The organism is Streptomyces sp. NBC_00287 (genome assembly GCF_036173105.1).
Classification (GTDB): Bacteria; Actinomycetota; Actinomycetes; order Streptomycetales; family Streptomycetaceae; genus Streptomyces.
The window spans coordinates 635,722-651,427 of the sequence record NZ_CP108053.1; the positions used below are offsets into that span (position 1 = coordinate 635,722).

Genomic DNA, 15,706 nt, shown 5'->3' on the forward strand with positions numbered 1-15,706 from the left:
GCACAGGCCCCTAAGCCCGTGCGCTGTTGCCGCCCTTCGCCGCCTTGGGCAGGGCCAGCTTGATCTCCTCCCGCAGCTCGTTGATCCTCGGGTAGCTGGAGTACTCGGCGGTCAGCCGGTACATCTGGCGCAGCCGGTCCCAGGTGCGGTGGGAGGAGTTGGATCCCATCGACACCAGCGCGAGGCGCGCATAGCGGTCGGCCTGTTCGGGGTCGTCGGCGATGAAGCAGGCAGAGGCCATGGACAGGAAGTCGAAGATCTTCGACCGCTGCCGCCCGTCGACCCGCAGGGCCAGGGCCTTCTCCGCGTAGTGCTGGGCGTGCACGGCCGCTTGGGGCTCGAACTCCGCCAGCGTGCGGTAGGCCAGAGCCGACATGCCGTACAGATCCTCCTCCTTGAAGGTCTGCATCCAGCTCGGGGGCGGCACATCGCTCTTGTCGGAGACGAACAGGTCCTCCGCCTGTCCGAGGGTGCGGCGCATCGCCTGGCCCTTGCCCATGGAGGCCTGTGCCCAGGCCTCGATGGTGTACAGCATCGCCCGGGTCCGCGGCAGCACCTCTTCGCCGGAACCGGACTGGGCGAGCTTCATCAGGTCCAGTGCGTCGTCGGGCCGGCCCAGATGCACCATCTGGCGAGCCGCTCGGGAGAGCGCCTCCCCGGCGCGGGGCCGGTCGCCGCCCTCACGGGCCGCGTGGGCGGCGATGACGAAGTACTTCTGGGCCGTGGGCTCCAGGCCGACGTCGTGCGACATCCAGCCCGCGAGAACGGCGAGATTGGCGGCGACGCCCCACAGGCGCCGCTGAAGGTGTTCCGGGTGCCGGTAGGCGAGCATGCCGCCCACTTCGTTGAGCTGTCCCACCACAGCCTTGCGCTGCAGCCCGCCACCGCGGGCCGCGTCCCAGGCACGGAACACCTCTACGGAACGCTCCAGTTCCTCGATCTCCTGCGACCCGATGGGGGCGGCCTCGTAGCGGTCGAACCCAGCGGGGTCGGCGTGCAGGGGATCGTCGAGTCGGGGAGCGTCGGCCTTGAGAGTCGGATCGGTGTGCAGCCAGTCGTGCATGGCGCTGCTGAGTGCGGATCCTGCGGCGAGCGCGGCGCCCGCGCCCACCAAGCCGCGTCGGTTGAGCATGAGGTCCATTCCCGTGAATTCGGTGAGGACCGCAGCTGTCCGTTCGGGCGCCCACGGCACGCCGTCGGGATGTTCCACACTCCCGCCGCCCTGCCGTTTCCCCGCACGCCCGTGCCGGACCAGACCGAGGTCCTCAATGGTCACGACACGGCCGAGTCGCTCGGTGAACAGAGCCGCCAGCACCCGCGGTACCGGATCGCGCGGGATCTCTCCCATGTCGATCCAACGCCGCACCCGCGAGGTGTCGGTCGACAGCTGGGGGTGGCCCATGGCCGCCGCCTGCCGGTTGACCAGCCTCGCGAGCTCGCCCTTGGACCAGCCGGCCAGGCCGAACAGGTCCGCGAGGCGGGTGTTGGGTTGTCCGTTCACATCAAGCCCCCAGGTTCTCGGCTGAGTTGACAGTAGCCCGGTGAGAGTTGCCGGGCGACTATTCGCCAGGGTTCGCCAGGGTGCGCCAGATGGTGTGCCACTGGGCATCAGGTGTCAGGTAGGAACGCGCCACCCCGACCCGGTCGCCGCTCTGCAAAGGGCGCATTCCCCAGGGTGCACCCGTGCGACCGGGCCGGGTAGCGCGTTTGCGCAGAGCAGACACTGCAGGCACACGAAGGGATCTGTTTCGCCCATGTACGCAGCATCGTCCTCCGTGTCCGCCCCGCCCCGGACGCTGCACCCCCGCCCGGCGGGCAGCGGCCCCTACCTCGACCCCGCTCGCTCGGCGGCGACCCCCGTCATCGGAGCGGGCCGTCCACGGCGCGCCGCGGGGCTCGGCACCCAACCGCTCAGCGGGAGACTCGACTTGTCCGGCCCTCAGGGCGCCCAGCTGCGTACGGCCATCGCGTCGGTGCACCGGATCTACCCGGAGTTCACTCCGGTCCAGGTGTTGCGCCGCAGCGGGCGGTCCGTACTCCTCGTGGGGACGACAGGACGCAGCACGGCCGTCGCCAAGTGTTTACTCGACCACTCCCCGGTCTGGGCCGAGCGGATCAGGCATGAAATAGCTGCCTACCGCTCGTTCGTCCGGCACCGCCCGCCCGTGCGGGTGCCCCGGCTGATCGCGGCGGATCCGGACAACTGCACACTGGTCATCGAGCGAATGCCGGGGCGCGTGGCGGCCCTTCAGCGGCATCCGTCCGAGGCCCCGCCCCGCGCGGACGTCAGGGCGGCGCTTGCGGCGATCTGCCGGCTGAACGCCTGGCGGCCGCCGGCGGGCACCTTCGACGCCCCGCTGGACTACGCCTCGCGCATCTCCCGCTATCACGAGCTGGGGCTGCTCACCGATCGGGACATGGGCGATCTGCAGAAGCTGCTGCACGGCATCGCGCACTCGGCGGGCCGGCAGGGCATGGGCCAGTTCTGCCACGGCGAGGCGCTGCTCGCGAACATCCTGCTCTCACCGGCCGGTCCAGTGCTGGTGGACTGGGAGCACGCGGGCTGGTATCTGCCGGGGTACGACCTGGCCACCCTGTGGTCGGTCCTCGGAGACGCACCGGTCGCGCGTCGGCAGATCAGTCAGATCGCCCAGTCGGCCGGTCCGGCCTCACGGGACGCGTTCCTGGTGAATCTGATGCTCGTGCTGACCCGTGAGATCCGTACCTATGAGACGGCCGTGCAGCGTTCGATGCACGAAACAGCCCCGGCGGCACCCGGCTCGGCCCACCCGGGTGCTGCGCCGTCCGGCGAGGAACAGCGCCTGCTGCTCAGGCGGCTGCACGACGACTGCCAGCTGGCCCGCCGGGCCGTACGCGCTGCGGTCGGCACTCGCTGACGGGGACGGCGGTCCGCGGTGCGCCCTGAACAAGGGGGCGCACCGCGGACCTTCGTATGTCCGGGGCGAACGCCAACTGGCCCACGGAGCCATGAGGAAGGACTGTCGGTTCTCTTTACGTCGGCTACACACGGCGGTAACTTCCGCCCTCGAAAGCGATTGCAGCAACTTTCCGAAGTTTCTTGCACCCGTGCACACGGTCTGCTGACGAGGGAGTCCCATGGAACGCAGTCCCGCCCGACGGCTGAGACGGCCGTTGACGGCGTTGTTGATATCGGGCTCGCTGCTGAGCCTGGTGCAAGCCGTGCCGCAGGCCGACGACCTGGCTGCGGAACCGGTCGCGGACGCGGCGAACACGGCGACAGTCTTCTACTACACGAAGACGAGGAACTGGTCCCAGTACAACCTGCATTACGCCCCTGACGGCGGCGCCTGGACGACCGTCCCGGGCGTGACGATGGAGGCGGCCTGCACGGACTGGGTCAAGAAGACGGTGGACCTGGGCTCCGCGAGCGGTCTGCAGGCCACCTTCAACAACGGCAACGGCACCTGGGACAACAACAACGGGGCCGACTACACCATCCCCGCCGGCACCAGCACCGTGAAGAACCGCACCGTCGTCGAGGACGCCGCCGACCCGTGCGCCACCGAGGCCCCCGACACCGAGGCCCCCACCGTTCCCTCCGAGGTGAGCGCGAGCGCGGACGGGGTCTCGGTCGTACTGACCTGGGAGCCGTCGACCGACAACAAGGGCGTCGCCAAGTACCAGGTCACCCGGACGGGCGGAACCACGGGCACGACCGTCATGGACGTCGGCTCGACCGTCCTCACCGACACCGGCCTGGAGGAGAAGACCGACTACACCTACACGGTGGAAGCCGTGGACGCGGCCGGTAACGTCTCCGCCGCCTCCGCGCCCGCCCAGGTGAGTACCGGCGAGAAGCCCGCCGCCCCGGCGGCCGGCACTCCGCTGGGCACCGACCCGCGCAAGGACCCCATCTACTTCGTCCTCACGGCCCGCTTCAACGACGGCGACAGCTCCAACAACCGCGGCGGCAGCCAGCATGTGAAGTCCGGTAACGCGGCGAACGACGACCCCATGTTCCGGGGCGACTTCAAGGGCCTGGTCCAGAAGCTGGACTACATCAAGGCCCTCGGCTTCTCCGCCGTGTGGGTCACCCCGGTCGTACTCAACCGCTCCGACTACGACTACCACGGCTATCACGGCTACGACTTCTACAAGGTCGACCCCCGCCTGGAGTCCGCCGGTGCCTCCTACCAGGATCTGATCAACGCCGCCCACGCCAAGGGCATGAAGATCTACCAGGACGTGGTCTACAACCACTCCTCCCGCTGGGGAGCCAAGGGCTTGTTCACGCCGACCGTGTACGGCGTTCGTGAGGCGCAGTGGAGCTGGTACTACGACGAGAAGAACGAAGGCTTCGAGTACGACGGCCTGACCGTCGAGACCAAGAGCGGCAAGTCGTATTACAACGGCGACCTGTGGTCCACAGCGGAGCCGTCCGGCAACACCTGCGTCAACTGGGGGAAGCCGACCGGCGGCAAGAGCGCCGAAGGCTACACCGTCTACAACTGCCAATGGCCCAGCCCCACGTCCGGCATGTTCCCCACCGCGCTCTACCACCAGTGCTGGATCGGCAACTGGGAGGGCGAGGACTCCCGTTCGTGCTGGTTGCACGAGGACCTCGCCGACTTCAACACCGAGAACGCGGCGGTGCAGAACTACCTGATCGGCGCCTACAACAAGTACATCGACATGGGCGTCGACGGCTTCCGCGTCGACACCGCCGTCCACATCCCGCGCACCACCTGGAACCGCCGCTTCCTGCCCGCCATCCAGGAGCGCGTCACCCAGAGGTTCGGGGCCGAGGCCGCGAAGAACTTCTTCGTCTTCGGCGAGGTCGCCGCCTTCGTCAACGACAAGTGGAACCGCGGCTCGGTCAACCACTCCGCGCAGTTCTACACGTGGAAGGAGCGCAAGGAGTACGACGCCGACGACGCCAAGGCCGCGCTGGAGATGTACGACTACGAGCAGCAGCTGGGCACGGGAAACCAGCCCACCTCCACCAACGCCTTCCTCCAGGGCAACGGCTACCACACCCCGGACCACTCGAAGTTCTCCGGCATGCACGTCATCGACATGCGGATGCACATGAACTTCGGTGACGCGCACAACGCCTTCTCCAACGGCAAGGACTCCGACGACAGTTACAACGACGCCACCTACAACGTCGTCTACGTCGACAGCCACGACTACGGCCCCAACAAGTCGAGCGAGCGCTACACCGGCGGCACGGACGCCTGGGCCGAGAACATGTCGCTGATGTGGACCTTCCGCGGCATCCCCACGCTCTACTACGGCTCCGAGGTCGAGTTCCAGGCGGGCAAGAAGATCGACTGCGGCCCCAGCTGCGCGCTCGCCACCACCGGCCGCGCCTACTTCGGCGACCACATCGCGGGCGAGGTCAAGGCGGCCGACTTCTCGAAGGTGGAGTCCGCCACCGGCGCCGTCGCCGCCACTCTGGACAAGCCCCTGGTCAAGCATGTGCAACGGCTCAACCAGATCCGCCGGGCGATCCCCGCCCTGCAGATGGGCCAGTACTCCACCGAGGGCATCTCGGGCGGCATGGCCTTCAAGCGCAGATACACCAGCGGCTCCACGGACAGCTTCGCGCTGGTCACCGTCACCGACGGGGCCACCTTCACCGGCATCCCCGACGGCAGCTACGTGGACGCCGTCACCGGCGATGTCCGCCAGGTCAGCGGCGGCACCCTCACCGTCACCGCCCCCGGCAAGGGCAACTTGCGGGTGTACGTCCTCAATGGCCCTGGCCGGATCGGTACGGCGGGCCCCTACCTGAAGTAGGCCGCGGAAGTCACCACCGTGGGGTGCCGGATGAAACCGCATCCGGCACCGGTGTATGCCTCTGACGCCCCGCAGGCCCGAGAGCCGGCACGGCGAAACTCCCGGGAACCCTGGTTGACGAGGGAATTCTCCTCTGCCTGGGCATGATTGACGGATCGTCGGCCAGCCGGTACCACTGACGCACGCCCGGCCCCGCACGGCTCATCGCGCCCGACCGTCCCAGGAGGCTGCATTGCGACGATCCGTCACCGCCCTGAAGAGAGCCGCCGGTCCGGTGGCCTGCGCCGCGCTGATGCTCCCGCTGATCGGCGCGGCCCCGTCCGAAGCCCAGTCGTCCGCACTGCGCCTGCAGTCGGCGTTCTCCTCCGCCGCCGCCGAGTACGGCGTGCCGCGGAGTGTGCTGCTGGGCGTCTCCTATCTCCAGTCCCGCTGGGACGCGCACGCCGGAGCGCCGAGTGTGACCGGCGGCTACGGCCCGATGCATCTGACCGACGCCCGGACCGCGCTCGCCGGGGCGGCCCATCACAGCGAGGGCGCTGAGGACGCCCGCGGCGACGAGGCCCGTGCGCCGCTCGTCCCCGAGGAGCGGATCCCGGACAGCGGCGAGCTCCCGGCCCGCCTGAAGACGCTGCCGAAGGCCTCGGAGCTGACCGGTCTGAACCCCGAGCGGCTCCGTACGGACCCCGCCGCCAATGTGGCCGGCGGTGCCGCCCTGCTCGCCGCGGCCCAGCGGGAGCTGGGCGAACCGGCGAGCGCGGATCCGGCGGACTGGTACGGAGCGGTGGCCCTGTTCTCCGGCGCCGACGACCACGCCACGGCGGCGGCGTACGCGAACGACGTCTACGACGTGATCCGCACCGGCGGCGAGCGCCTCACGGACGCCGGACAGCAGGTCGCCCTGGCGGCCCAGCCGGACCTGGCGCCCGACACCGGAACCCTGGAAGGTGCGGGACTGCGCGCTTCGGCCGCCGGTGACACGGAGTGCCCGGCGTCGGTGTCCTGCGAGTGGATTCCGGCGCCGTACGAGGAGTTCGGGGAGGGCGACTACGGCAACCACGACCTGGGGAACCGGCCCACTTCCCAGAGCATCAAGTACATCGTCGTGCACGACACGGAGGGCGCCTGGGAGGGTGTGCTCAAGCTCGTCCAGGACCCGACTTATGTGTCCTGGAACTACTCCCTGCGCTCCACGGATGGTCACATCGCCCAGCATCTGAAGGCGAAGGACGTCGGCTGGCACGCGGGCAACTGGTACGTCAATGCCAAGTCGATCGGCCTGGAGCACGAGGGTTTCCTGGCGAACCCGGACGCCTGGTACACCGAGGCGATGTACCGCTCCTCGGCCCGCCTGGTGAAGTACCTCGCCAAGAAGTACGGCATCCCGCTGGACCGGCAGCACATCCTCGGCCATGACACGGTGCCGGGGCCGACCAGCGGGACGATCAGGAACATGCACACCGACCCGGGCCCGTACTGGGACTGGCGGCACTACTTCGAGCTGCTCGACCGCCCGTTCGAGCCGACCGCCGGGAAGAACGGCGGCGTGGTGACGATCCGCCCGGACTACGCCACACACCGGCCGGTGTACACGGGCTGCACGGCAGCGGGCGAGCCGTGCGCGCCTCACGGGTCGAGCGCGGTACGGCTGTACTCCGGCCCTGGGACGTCGTACCCCCTGATCAAGGACATCGGCCTGGGGACGACCCCGGGCACCGGGGTGAACGATCTGTCGTCCCGGGTCTCCACCGGCCAGCAGTACGCGGTCGCCGGGCAGGAGGGGGACTGGACGGCGATCTGGTACCTGGGGCAGAAGGCCTGGTTCCACAACCCGGCGAAGGAGCCGACGGCCGTGCACGCGACGGGCCTGGTGGTGACGCCGAAGGACGGCCTGGAGGATGTGCCGGTGTACGGGCGGGCCTATCCGGAGGCGTCCGCCTATCCGGAGGGGGTGCCGGCCCAGCCGGTGTCACCGCTGCCGTACCGGCTGGCGAAGGGGCAGAAGTACGTGGTCGGGGACAAGGTGCCCGGCCAGTACTACTACGCGGTGACCTTCGACGAGGCCTCGCACCGGGTGGTGACCGGGAAGGATCTGTACTACGAGATCCAGTTCGGCCACCGGGTGGCGTTCGTGCGGGCCGCGGATGTGACGGTCGTGCCCGCGGCCGGGTAGCCGCTTCAGCCCTGCTGGAAAAGCTCCGCGGGGAGCGGCTTCAGCAGGGCGTAGAGGTCGTCGGTGATGGGGCGGTCCCAGGCGGCGATGGTCACCAGGACGTTGTCGCTGCGGTCGAACTGCACGCAGGAGATCCGGCTCTCGGAGAGCTTCAGGCGGCGCACGATCAGGAGGTTGTCGCCCTGCATCACCGGCACGTCCTCGGTGCCGACGACGGTGATCTCCTCGTCGTTCTCCAGCGCCAGCAGCAGCTGGGCGACCTCGAAGGGGATCTCGCCCTCGGCGACGTCCCGGGCCGGGGAGCCGTCCGGCAGATTGCCGATGATCATCGCGGGGCCGCGGCCGCCGAACAGGTCGTAGCGCAGGAAGACGCCCTGGCAGCTGCCGTCGGGGGCGGGCAGCAGCCCGGCGCCCAGATTGCCTGGCCAGTCGCCCGGATCCATGGCCAGTACGTCGAAGTCGGGCCCGGCGGGCGTGGCGCTGCGGCGGCGGAGGAACGACATGTGGCCATGCTACTTGGCCGTGCGCGTAACTGGGGTGCCGCCCTGTGCCGTCGGGCGGGTGCGGATTGGCGTGCCGCTTCTCAATCCTCCGGGGGCGTTGGGGGCACTACCGCGATCGGGGCTGCTGCGTGCAGCAGGACTGCCTGGGTTACCGAGCCGAGCATGCGGGTCGGGGCCAGTAGACGGCGGCGGTGGCGGCCAACCACGATCAGGTCTGCGTCCTTCGAAGCCGCGACCAGGTGGCCGGCCGCGTCGCCGGGGGCCACGTACGGGTCGGTGCGGACGTCCGGGTGGCGGGCTTGGTGGGGGGCCAGGAAGCCCTCGGTCAGGGCTCGGGTCTCGTTTTCCACGGCCTTGTCGTCGACGGTCTGGGGCAGGAGCTGGCCGGGGGCGGTTGTCCAGATCTGTACGGGGGACGGGTAAGCGGCCACCACCTGGAGGCGGGCGGCGCGACGGGCGGCCTCGGTGAAGGCGAAGTCGAGGGTGGCCTCGTCGGGGCTGTCGACCTGGAGGCCGACCACGACTCTGGGGCCGGGGCCGGTCGGTACGCCCTCGTGGACCTCGCGGCCCGGCCGGGGTACCACCACGACGGGGCACTCGGCGTCCCGGGCGGCGGCCATGCCGTTGGAGCCCAGGATCAGGCTGGCGAAGCCGCCCCTGCCACGGGAGCCGAGCACCAACAGCTGAGCCGTGGCTCCCAGTTCGGGCAGTACGGCGCTCGGGGCGCCCTCCAGTGCGACGTACTCCGTCTCCGGCCGGTCCGGCACCGCCGACAGATGGCCGCGTACCTGCCCGAGCACCGGATCCTCCTCCGCGTCCGGCGGTCCCGACACCAGCACATCGGCCTGCATCCAGGCCGCGTACTGCCGTACATGGACCACGCGCAGTGGCGCCTCGCGTCGGCGGGCGGCGTCCAGGGCCCAGTCCAGGGCCCGCAGGCTGTCGTCCGAACCGTCGACGGCCGCGATGACCGGCAGGGTGCTCATGGGTTCCTCGCTTCCCGAGTACGACCGTCCCCCTCCGGGGTCAGCCTGGCTCAGGCCCCGCTCCCGAGAGGGTGCTGGAGGTCGCGTGTCCGGAAAAACGGGCGGAACACCCCCCGGATCGGCCCGCCGGACGGCTCCGGCGGGCGCGGTTCGTGAGGTCTGCCCGGCTCAGGTGAGGTCGAACTCTCCCTCCCGCGCGCCCGACACGAAAGCGCCCCATTCGGCGGGTGTGAAGATCAGCGAGGGGCTCTGTGGGCGGCCGCTGTTGCGCATCGCGATGAAACCCTCGACAAAGGCGATCTGGACGTCCCCCAGACCGCGGCTGCTCGAGTGCCACTCGGCGCTGCTGAGGTCCAGCTCCGGCTTGTCCCAGCCCGTGAGCGGCTGCTGCTGGATGGTGGTGCTCTCGGCCACGTCCGTGCTCCTCCCGGTTCGTCGTCCGCGGCCAGCCTAGCGATCGGTCCGGGGTGCCAACAGGCCACGTGAGGGGGACCTTTCCGGAGCGCTCTCAGGAGTCGGGGGGCTCGGCCCCCACGAGCCATATGGAGAAGAACTGCGATCCGCCGCCGTAGGCGTGTCCCAGGGCCCTGCGGGCACCCGCCACCTGGTGTTCCCCGGCCTGTCCGCGCACCTGGAGGGCGGCCTCGGCGAACCGGATCATGCCGGAGGCGCCGATGGGGTTGGACGACAGGACGCCGCCCGACATGTTGACGGGCAGGTCGCCGTCGAGCTCGGTGACCCCGGACTCGGTGAGCTTCCAGCCCTCGCCCGCGGCGGCGAAGCCGAGGTTCTCCAGCCACATCGGCTCGTACCAGGAGAACGGCACGTACATCTCGACGGCGTCGATGTCCCGGCGCGGATCGGCGATGCCGGCCTGCCGGTAGACGTCGGCCGCGCAGTCCTTGCCGGCCTGCGGCGACACGGCGTCCTTGCCCGCGAAGAGGGTGGGTTCGCTGCGCATCGCGCCGCCGTGCATCCAGGCGGGCGGCCCAGGTGCGCGGGCGGCTCCGGCACGGTCGGTGAGGACCATCGCGCAGGCGCCGTCGGAGGAGGGGCAGGTCTCCGAGTAGCGGATGGGGTCCCACAGCATGGGCGAGGACTGGACCTTCTCCAGGGTGATGTCGTGCTCGTGGAGATGGGCGTAGGGGTTCTTCAGGGCGTTGCGCCGGTCCTTGTAGGCGACGAGGGAGCCCACGGTGTCGGGGGCGCCGCTGCGGCGCATGTACGCGCGCACGTGCGGGGCGAAGAAGCCGCCGGCGCCGGCGAGCAGCGGCTGCTGGAAGGGGATCGGCAGGGACAGGCCCCACATCGCGTTGGACTCGGACTGCTTCTCGAAGGCGCAGGTCAGCACCGTGCCATGGACGCGGGAAGCGATGAGCCCGGCCGCGACGAGCGCGGTGGAGCCGCCGACCGATCCCGCGGTGTGCACGCGGAGCATGGGTTTGCCCACGGCGCCGAGCGCGTCGGCGAGGTACAGCTCGGGCATCATCACGCCCTCGAAGAAGTCGGGCGCCTTGCCGATGACGACGGCGTCGATGTCGGCCCAGGTCAACTCGGCGTCCTCCAGGGCCCTTTGGGACGCCTCGCGGACCAGCCCGGCGATGGAGACGTCCCGGCGCGCCGCCACATGCTTGGTCTGGCCGATCCCGACGACGGCCACGGGTTCCTTGCTCATCGCGGATCCCCTTCCAGTACGGCGACCAGGTTCTGTTGCAGACAGGGGCCGGAGGTGGCGTGACCGAGGGCCCGGTCGGACTCGCCCAGGTGGATGCGGTCGGCGGCCTCTCCGATGCGGATCAGCCCGGCGGCCATGACCGGGTTGGCGGCGAGGGCCCCGCCGGAGGGGTTGACGCGCACACTGTCGTCGAGCCGGAGCGCCTTGCGCAGGACGACCTCCTGGGCGGTGAAGGGCGCGTGCAACTCGGCGGTGTCGACGGGCCGTTCGAAGGCGCCGGCCTTCTCGGCGGCGAGGCGGGTCGAGGGCGAGTCGGTCAGATCGCGGACGCCGAGGGAGTGGGCCTCGATGCGGTGGTCGATGCCGCGGATCCAGGCGGGGCGGGCGCACAGGTCCCGGGCGCGGTCTCCGGCGGCGAGGATGACGGCGGCGGCGCCGTCGCCGATGGGCGGGCAGTCACCGGTGCGCAAGGGCCGTACGCGATAGTCCCCTTGGGGCACTGGACCCCGTAGCTGTGCGTGCGGGTTGTCGGTCGCGCGGCTGCGGGCGGCGATCGTCGCCAGCTCGGGTTCGTCCGTCTCGCCCGCGTCGATCAGCGCCTGGGCCTGGAGGGCGGCGAGGGCGATGGAGTCCGGCCACAGGGGGGCGACGTAGTACGGGTCGAGCTGGCGGGTCAACACGTCACGCAGCGATCCCGGGGAGGATTTGCCGTAGGCGTAGACGAGGGCGGTGTCCGCGTCGCCGGTGAGGAGTTTGGTCCAGGCCTCGTACAGGGCCCAGGCGCCGTCCATCTCGACGTGCGACTCGGAGATGGGGGGCCAGGCGCCGACGCCGTCGAGGGCAAGGGTGAAGGAGAAGGCGCGGCCTGCGAGGTAGTCGCTGGAGCCGGAGCAGGTGAAGCCGATGTCGGCGGTCTTCAGGCCGGTCCGGTCGAGGACCTCGTGCAGGACCGGCATGAGCATCTCGACCTCGGAGCGGTCGTCACTGGTGCGCTGGTGGTCGGTCTGGGCGAAGGCGACGACGGCGATCTCGCGGGTCACAGCAGCTCCCTGTATGTGTCGTAGTCCGCGTCCGGCTCGCCGGTGGGCCGGTAGTGGTCGGGGAAGCGGGCGCCCTCGGTCCACACCGGTTCCACCCGCAGCCCCATGCGGACCTGGTCGTAGGGGATGCCGGCGATACGGCCGTGCAGGGCGAGGCCCGCGCCGTCGAGGGCGATGTGGCCGTAGACGTACGGGACTTCGATGTCGAGGTTCTTCGCCTTGATGTTGACGATGCAGAAGGTGGTGACCGTGCCGTGCGGGCCCACCTCGACCTGTTCCGAGGTGGCGACGCCGCACGTCGGGCAGGCGCCTCTGGGCGGGACGTACACCTTGCGGCAGGACGGGCAGCGTTCGCCGACGTTGCGGCGGTCGGCGAGGGCGTTGATGTAGGCGCTCTGGGCGCGGCCGGGTGAGTAGGTGTAGTCGAGGCGGGCGGGGGCGACGATGCCGGTGACCATGTCCTCGAACCGGCCCGAGTGGCCGCCGGGTTGGGCGGGGTCGCCGTCGTACGGTTCGAAGCAGGCGATGTCGGTGATGGCGCCGGTGCGTTCCTGGGCCCAGCGGACGCGGACGCGCAGGCCGGTATGTACGGCGTCGGGGCCGGGGGCGTCGAGGGCGTGCAGGAGGGCGGTGTCGGCGCCGTCGAGGCGGACCAGGACCCAGGCGAAGGGGGTGTCCAGGGGCTGGCCGCGGCGGGGTTCGTGGTTCCAGGCCCAGGTGGTGACGGTTCCGGTGGGGGCCACCTCGACGAGGTCGCGCAGTTCCTCGGCGGTGACCGGGTCGTACTCGACGGGTGGGACGAGGGTGCGGTCGTCGGTGGTGCGTACCCCGAGGACGACACGTTCGCGCAGGCCGGTGAGGAAGGCGCTCTGGACGGGGCCGAGGGAGCGGGTGAAGGGGAACTCGACGACGAGGGGGGCTTTGAGGACTTCGGGCATGCCGGGTCTCCTTCAGTGGCGCTGGTAGTCGGGCGGTCGCTTCTCCGCGAAGGCGCGGGCGCCCTCCTTGGCGTCGGCGGTGTCGAAGATCGGCCAGCCGCGCTTGAGTTCGGCGGCGAGGCCCTCGGTCTCGGTCAGCTCGGCGGTCTCGTAGACCGATGCCTTGACGGCCTCCACGGCGAGCGGGCCGCAGGCGTTGATCTGTTCGGCGATCTCCAGGGCCTTGGCGAGGGCGGTGCCGTCGGGGACGACCTGGCCGATCAGACCGATGTCGGCCGCCTCTTGGGCGCTGTAGGGGCGGCCGGTGAGCAGCATTTCCAGGGCGTGGGTGCGCGGGATCTGGCGTTGCAGACGGACCGTGGAGCCGCCGATCGGGAACAGGCCGCGTTTGACCTCGAAGAGGCCGAAGGTCGCGGACTGTCCGGCGACGCGGATGTCGGTGCCCTGGAGGATCTCGGTGCCGCCGGCCACGCAGTACCCCTCGACGGCGGCGATCACCGGCTTGCGGGGGCGGTGGTGGCGCAGCATGGCCTTCCAGTGCAGGTCGGGGTCGGCGGTGAGCCGGTCTCGGTAGTGCTCGCCCGCCATGCCCTTCCCCGCGAGGGCCTTGAGGTCCATGCCGGCACAGAACGCGCCGCCCGCGCCGGTCAGCACGATCGAGCGGACGGTGTCGTCATCGTCGGCCTCGATCCAGCCGTCGTACAGGCCGACCAGCATGGGCAGCGAGAGTGCGTTCTTGGCCTCGGGCCGATTCAGTGTGAGCACGAGTGTGGCGCCCTCGCGCCGCACGGTGAGGTGTTCGGTTCCACCCATCGCCCGTCTCCCCTCTTGAGAACGAGAACAGGTTGCAGGAGGCGACGGAGCACTTCAAGAGTTTTCTGACAGACAGTCAGATTTGTTGTGCGCGGAGTCTTCACAGTCGTGCCGCCCTTTGCTCTGATGACCGGCAACCGAGGGACAGCGAGGTCAGGAGGAGCGGTGGAGTACAACCTTGCCGACCTGTTCGAGTCGGTCGTGGACGTGGTGCCGGACCGCGAGGCGCTGGTGTACCTCGACCACCCGGGCACGGGCGCGGAGCGCCGGCTGACGTACGCCGAACTGGACGCGGCGGCCAACCGGATCGGGCACCATCTGCTGGACAGCGGGATCCGCCCCGGCGAGCACCTCGGACTGCACCTCTACAACGGCGTCGAGTACCTCCAGACGGTGCTCGGCTGCTTGAAGGCGCGGATCGTGCCGGTGAACGTCAACTACCGGTATGTGGAAGAGGAGTTGGTCTACCTCTACCGGGACGCGGATCTGGTGGCGGTCGTCTTCGACGCCGAGTTCGAGGACCGGGTGGCGGTGGCCCGGCCGCGGGCGGAGAAGCTCAGGCATCTGGTACGGGTGGGGGAAGGCACCACGGGCATCGCCTTTGCGGAGGCGGAGGCCGGGGGCTCGCCGGAGCGGGGGTTCCCGGCGCGGTCGGGCGACGACCAGTTCATCATCTACACCGGCGGCACCACCGGGATGCCCAAGGGGGTCATGTGGCGCCAGGAGGACCTGTTCTTCGCGGGGCTCGGTGGCGGGGCGCCGACCGGTGAGCCGGTCAAGAAGCCCGAGGAACTCGCCGAGCGGGTCGCCGCCGGCGGGTCCGGGATCACCTTCTTCCCCGCTCCCCCGCTGATGCACGGCACCTCCACCCTCACCGCGTTCATCGGCTTCAACTTCGGTCAACGGGTCGTGCTGCACCGCAAGTTCGCGCCCGAGGAGGTCCTGCGCACCATCGAGAAGGAGAAGGTCACCAGCATGTCGCTGGTCGGCGACGCGATGCTGCGGCCGCTCATCGACGCGCTCGGCGGGCCGATGAAGGGCACGGACTGCTCGTCGATGTTCAGCGTCTCCTCGTCCGGGGCGATCATGTCGGAGACCGTGCGCCGGCAGTTCCTGGAGCTCGTGCCGAACGTGATGCTGCTGAACAACTTCGGCTCCTCCGAGTCCGGCTTCAACGGCACGGCCACCGAGGACGCGGGCCCCGAGCGGGGCTTCCGGGTCCGCGTCAACTCCCGTACCCAGGTGGTCGATCCCGCCACGCGCGAGCAGGTCGCCGTCGGCGAGGTGGGCCGGGTCGCCCAGTGCGGGCATGTGCCGCTCGGCTACTACAACGACCCCGCGAAGACCGCCGAGACCTTCTTCGAGAAGGACGGGCAGCGGTGGGTGCTGCTCGGGGACATGGCGACCGTCGACGAGGAGGGCGTGGTGACCGTCCTCGGCCGCGGCTCGCAGTGCATCAACACCGGTGGCGAGAAGGTGTACCCGGAGGAGGTCGAACAGGCACTGAAGTCCCATCCGGACGTGTACGACGCGCTGGTCGCCGGGGTCCCGGACGCGAAGTGGGGCCACCATGTGGCGGCCGTCGTCCAGCTCCGCGAGGGCGCGGACCGGCCCTCCCTCGAGGACATCCAGACGCACTGCCGGTCTCATCTCGCCGGGTACAAGATCCCCCGCCAGCTGGTGGTCACGGACGCCATCCGCCGCTCGCCGAGCGGGAAGGCGGACTATCGGTGGGCGCGGGAGGTGGCGGGGGCGGCGGAGGGGTAGCGCCCCGGCCATCGGCAGGCTGTTCTTTCC

The 15,706-nt window shown here is 70.2% G+C and carries 12 protein-coding genes; 4 read left to right on the plus strand and 8 right to left on the minus strand.

What is annotated here, in order from left to right; all coding sequences use genetic code 11:
• Positions 1-10: 10 nt before the first annotated feature.
• Positions 11-1,501, minus strand: a complete 1,491-nt coding sequence (locus OHT76_RS03220; RefSeq protein ID WP_328869179.1) for a DNA-binding protein NsdB — start codon at positions 1,499-1,501, stop codon at positions 11-13.
• Positions 1,502-1,754: 253 nt separating this feature from the next.
• On the opposite strand from OHT76_RS03220, the gene OHT76_RS03225 reads away from it, so the two are divergent.
• From OHT76_RS03225 to OHT76_RS03235, 3 genes are all read left to right on the plus strand, one after another.
• Entirely contained in the window at positions 1,755-2,897 is a 1,143-nt protein-coding gene (locus tag OHT76_RS03225) for an aminoglycoside phosphotransferase family protein (RefSeq protein ID WP_328869180.1), read from the plus strand.
• A gap of 220 nt (positions 2,898-3,117) precedes the next feature.
• Positions 3,118-5,784, plus strand: a complete 2,667-nt coding sequence (locus OHT76_RS03230) for an alpha-amylase family glycosyl hydrolase (RefSeq protein ID WP_328869181.1) — start codon at positions 3,118-3,120, stop codon at positions 5,782-5,784.
• A 292-nt stretch (positions 5,785-6,076) separates the two neighbouring features.
• Entirely contained in the window at positions 6,077-7,954 is a 1,878-nt protein-coding gene (locus OHT76_RS03235; protein WP_328876442.1) for an N-acetylmuramoyl-L-alanine amidase, read from the plus strand.
• Positions 7,955-7,959: 5 nt separating this feature from the next.
• Here the strand turns inward: OHT76_RS03235 and OHT76_RS03240 are convergent, their stop codons facing one another.
• The 7 genes from OHT76_RS03240 to OHT76_RS03270 all read right to left on the minus strand — a co-directional run bounded on the left by OHT76_RS03240 (position 7,960) and on the right by OHT76_RS03270 (position 13,909).
• A complete protein-coding gene (locus OHT76_RS03240) occupies positions 7,960-8,457 on the minus strand; it encodes a hypothetical protein (RefSeq protein WP_328869182.1) in 498 nt (165 codons plus the stop codon).
• An 80-nt stretch (positions 8,458-8,537) separates the two neighbouring features.
• Positions 8,538-9,443 carry a universal stress protein gene (locus OHT76_RS03245; protein WP_328869183.1) on the minus strand — a complete coding sequence of 302 codons (906 nt, stop codon included), beginning with the start codon at positions 9,441-9,443 and terminating at the stop codon, positions 8,538-8,540.
• Between the two features lie 168 nt (positions 9,444-9,611).
• A complete protein-coding gene (locus OHT76_RS03250; protein ID WP_328869184.1) occupies positions 9,612-9,857 on the minus strand; it encodes a DUF397 domain-containing protein in 246 nt (81 codons plus the stop codon).
• Positions 9,858-9,951: 94 nt separating this feature from the next.
• Positions 9,952-11,118, minus strand: coding sequence for a thiolase domain-containing protein (locus tag OHT76_RS03255; protein WP_328869185.1), 1,167 nt, complete (start codon positions 11,116-11,118; stop codon positions 9,952-9,954).
• On the minus strand, positions 11,115-12,158 hold the full coding sequence (locus tag OHT76_RS03260) for a thiolase domain-containing protein (RefSeq protein ID WP_328869186.1): 1,044 nt from the start codon (positions 12,156-12,158) through the stop codon (positions 11,115-11,117). The genes OHT76_RS03255 and OHT76_RS03260 overlap by 4 nt, the downstream gene beginning before the upstream one ends.
• On the minus strand, positions 12,155-13,096 hold the full coding sequence (locus OHT76_RS03265) for a Zn-ribbon domain-containing OB-fold protein (protein WP_328869187.1): 942 nt from the start codon (positions 13,094-13,096) through the stop codon (positions 12,155-12,157). Before OHT76_RS03265 ends, OHT76_RS03260 begins: the two co-directional genes overlap by 4 nt.
• Positions 13,097-13,108: 12 nt before the next feature.
• Positions 13,109-13,909 (minus strand): crotonase/enoyl-CoA hydratase family protein, encoded by an 801-nt coding sequence (locus OHT76_RS03270; RefSeq protein ID WP_328869188.1) that lies wholly within the window; start codon positions 13,907-13,909, stop codon positions 13,109-13,111.
• A 165-nt stretch (positions 13,910-14,074) separates the two neighbouring features.
• Here OHT76_RS03270 and OHT76_RS03275 point away from each other — a divergent pair, with 165 nt between their 5' ends.
• The gene (locus tag OHT76_RS03275) at positions 14,075-15,676 is read left to right on the plus strand and encodes an acyl-CoA synthetase (protein ID WP_328869189.1); all 1,602 of its coding nucleotides are present in this window, start codon (positions 14,075-14,077) and stop codon (positions 15,674-15,676) included.
• Positions 15,677-15,706: the final 30 nt, after the last annotated feature.

What these genes read in the sequence shown, in the direction of transcription:
- OHT76_RS03255 (WP_328869185.1), bottom strand. Translation starts at nt 11,118, where the DNA reads ATGAGCAAGGAACCCGTGGCCGTCGTCGGGATCGGCCAGACCAAGCAT.
- OHT76_RS03265 (WP_328869187.1), bottom strand. Translation starts at nt 13,096, where the DNA reads ATGCCCGAAGTCCTCAAAGCCCCCCTCGTCGTCGAGTTCCCCTTCACC.
- OHT76_RS03245 (WP_328869183.1), bottom strand. Translation starts at nt 9,443, where the DNA reads ATGAGCACCCTGCCGGTCATCGCGGCCGTCGACGGTTCGGACGACAGC.
- OHT76_RS03225 (WP_328869180.1), top strand. Translation starts at nt 1,755, where the DNA reads ATGTACGCAGCATCGTCCTCCGTGTCCGCCCCGCCCCGGACGCTGCAC.
- OHT76_RS03235 (WP_328876442.1), top strand. Translation starts at nt 6,077, where the DNA reads ATGCTCCCGCTGATCGGCGCGGCCCCGTCCGAAGCCCAGTCGTCCGCA.
- OHT76_RS03270 (WP_328869188.1), bottom strand. Translation starts at nt 13,909, where the DNA reads ATGGGTGGAACCGAACACCTCACCGTGCGGCGCGAGGGCGCCACACTC.
- OHT76_RS03230 (WP_328869181.1), top strand. Translation starts at nt 3,118, where the DNA reads ATGGAACGCAGTCCCGCCCGACGGCTGAGACGGCCGTTGACGGCGTTG.
- OHT76_RS03240 (WP_328869182.1), bottom strand. Translation starts at nt 8,457, where the DNA reads ATGTCGTTCCTCCGCCGCCGCAGCGCCACGCCCGCCGGGCCCGACTTC.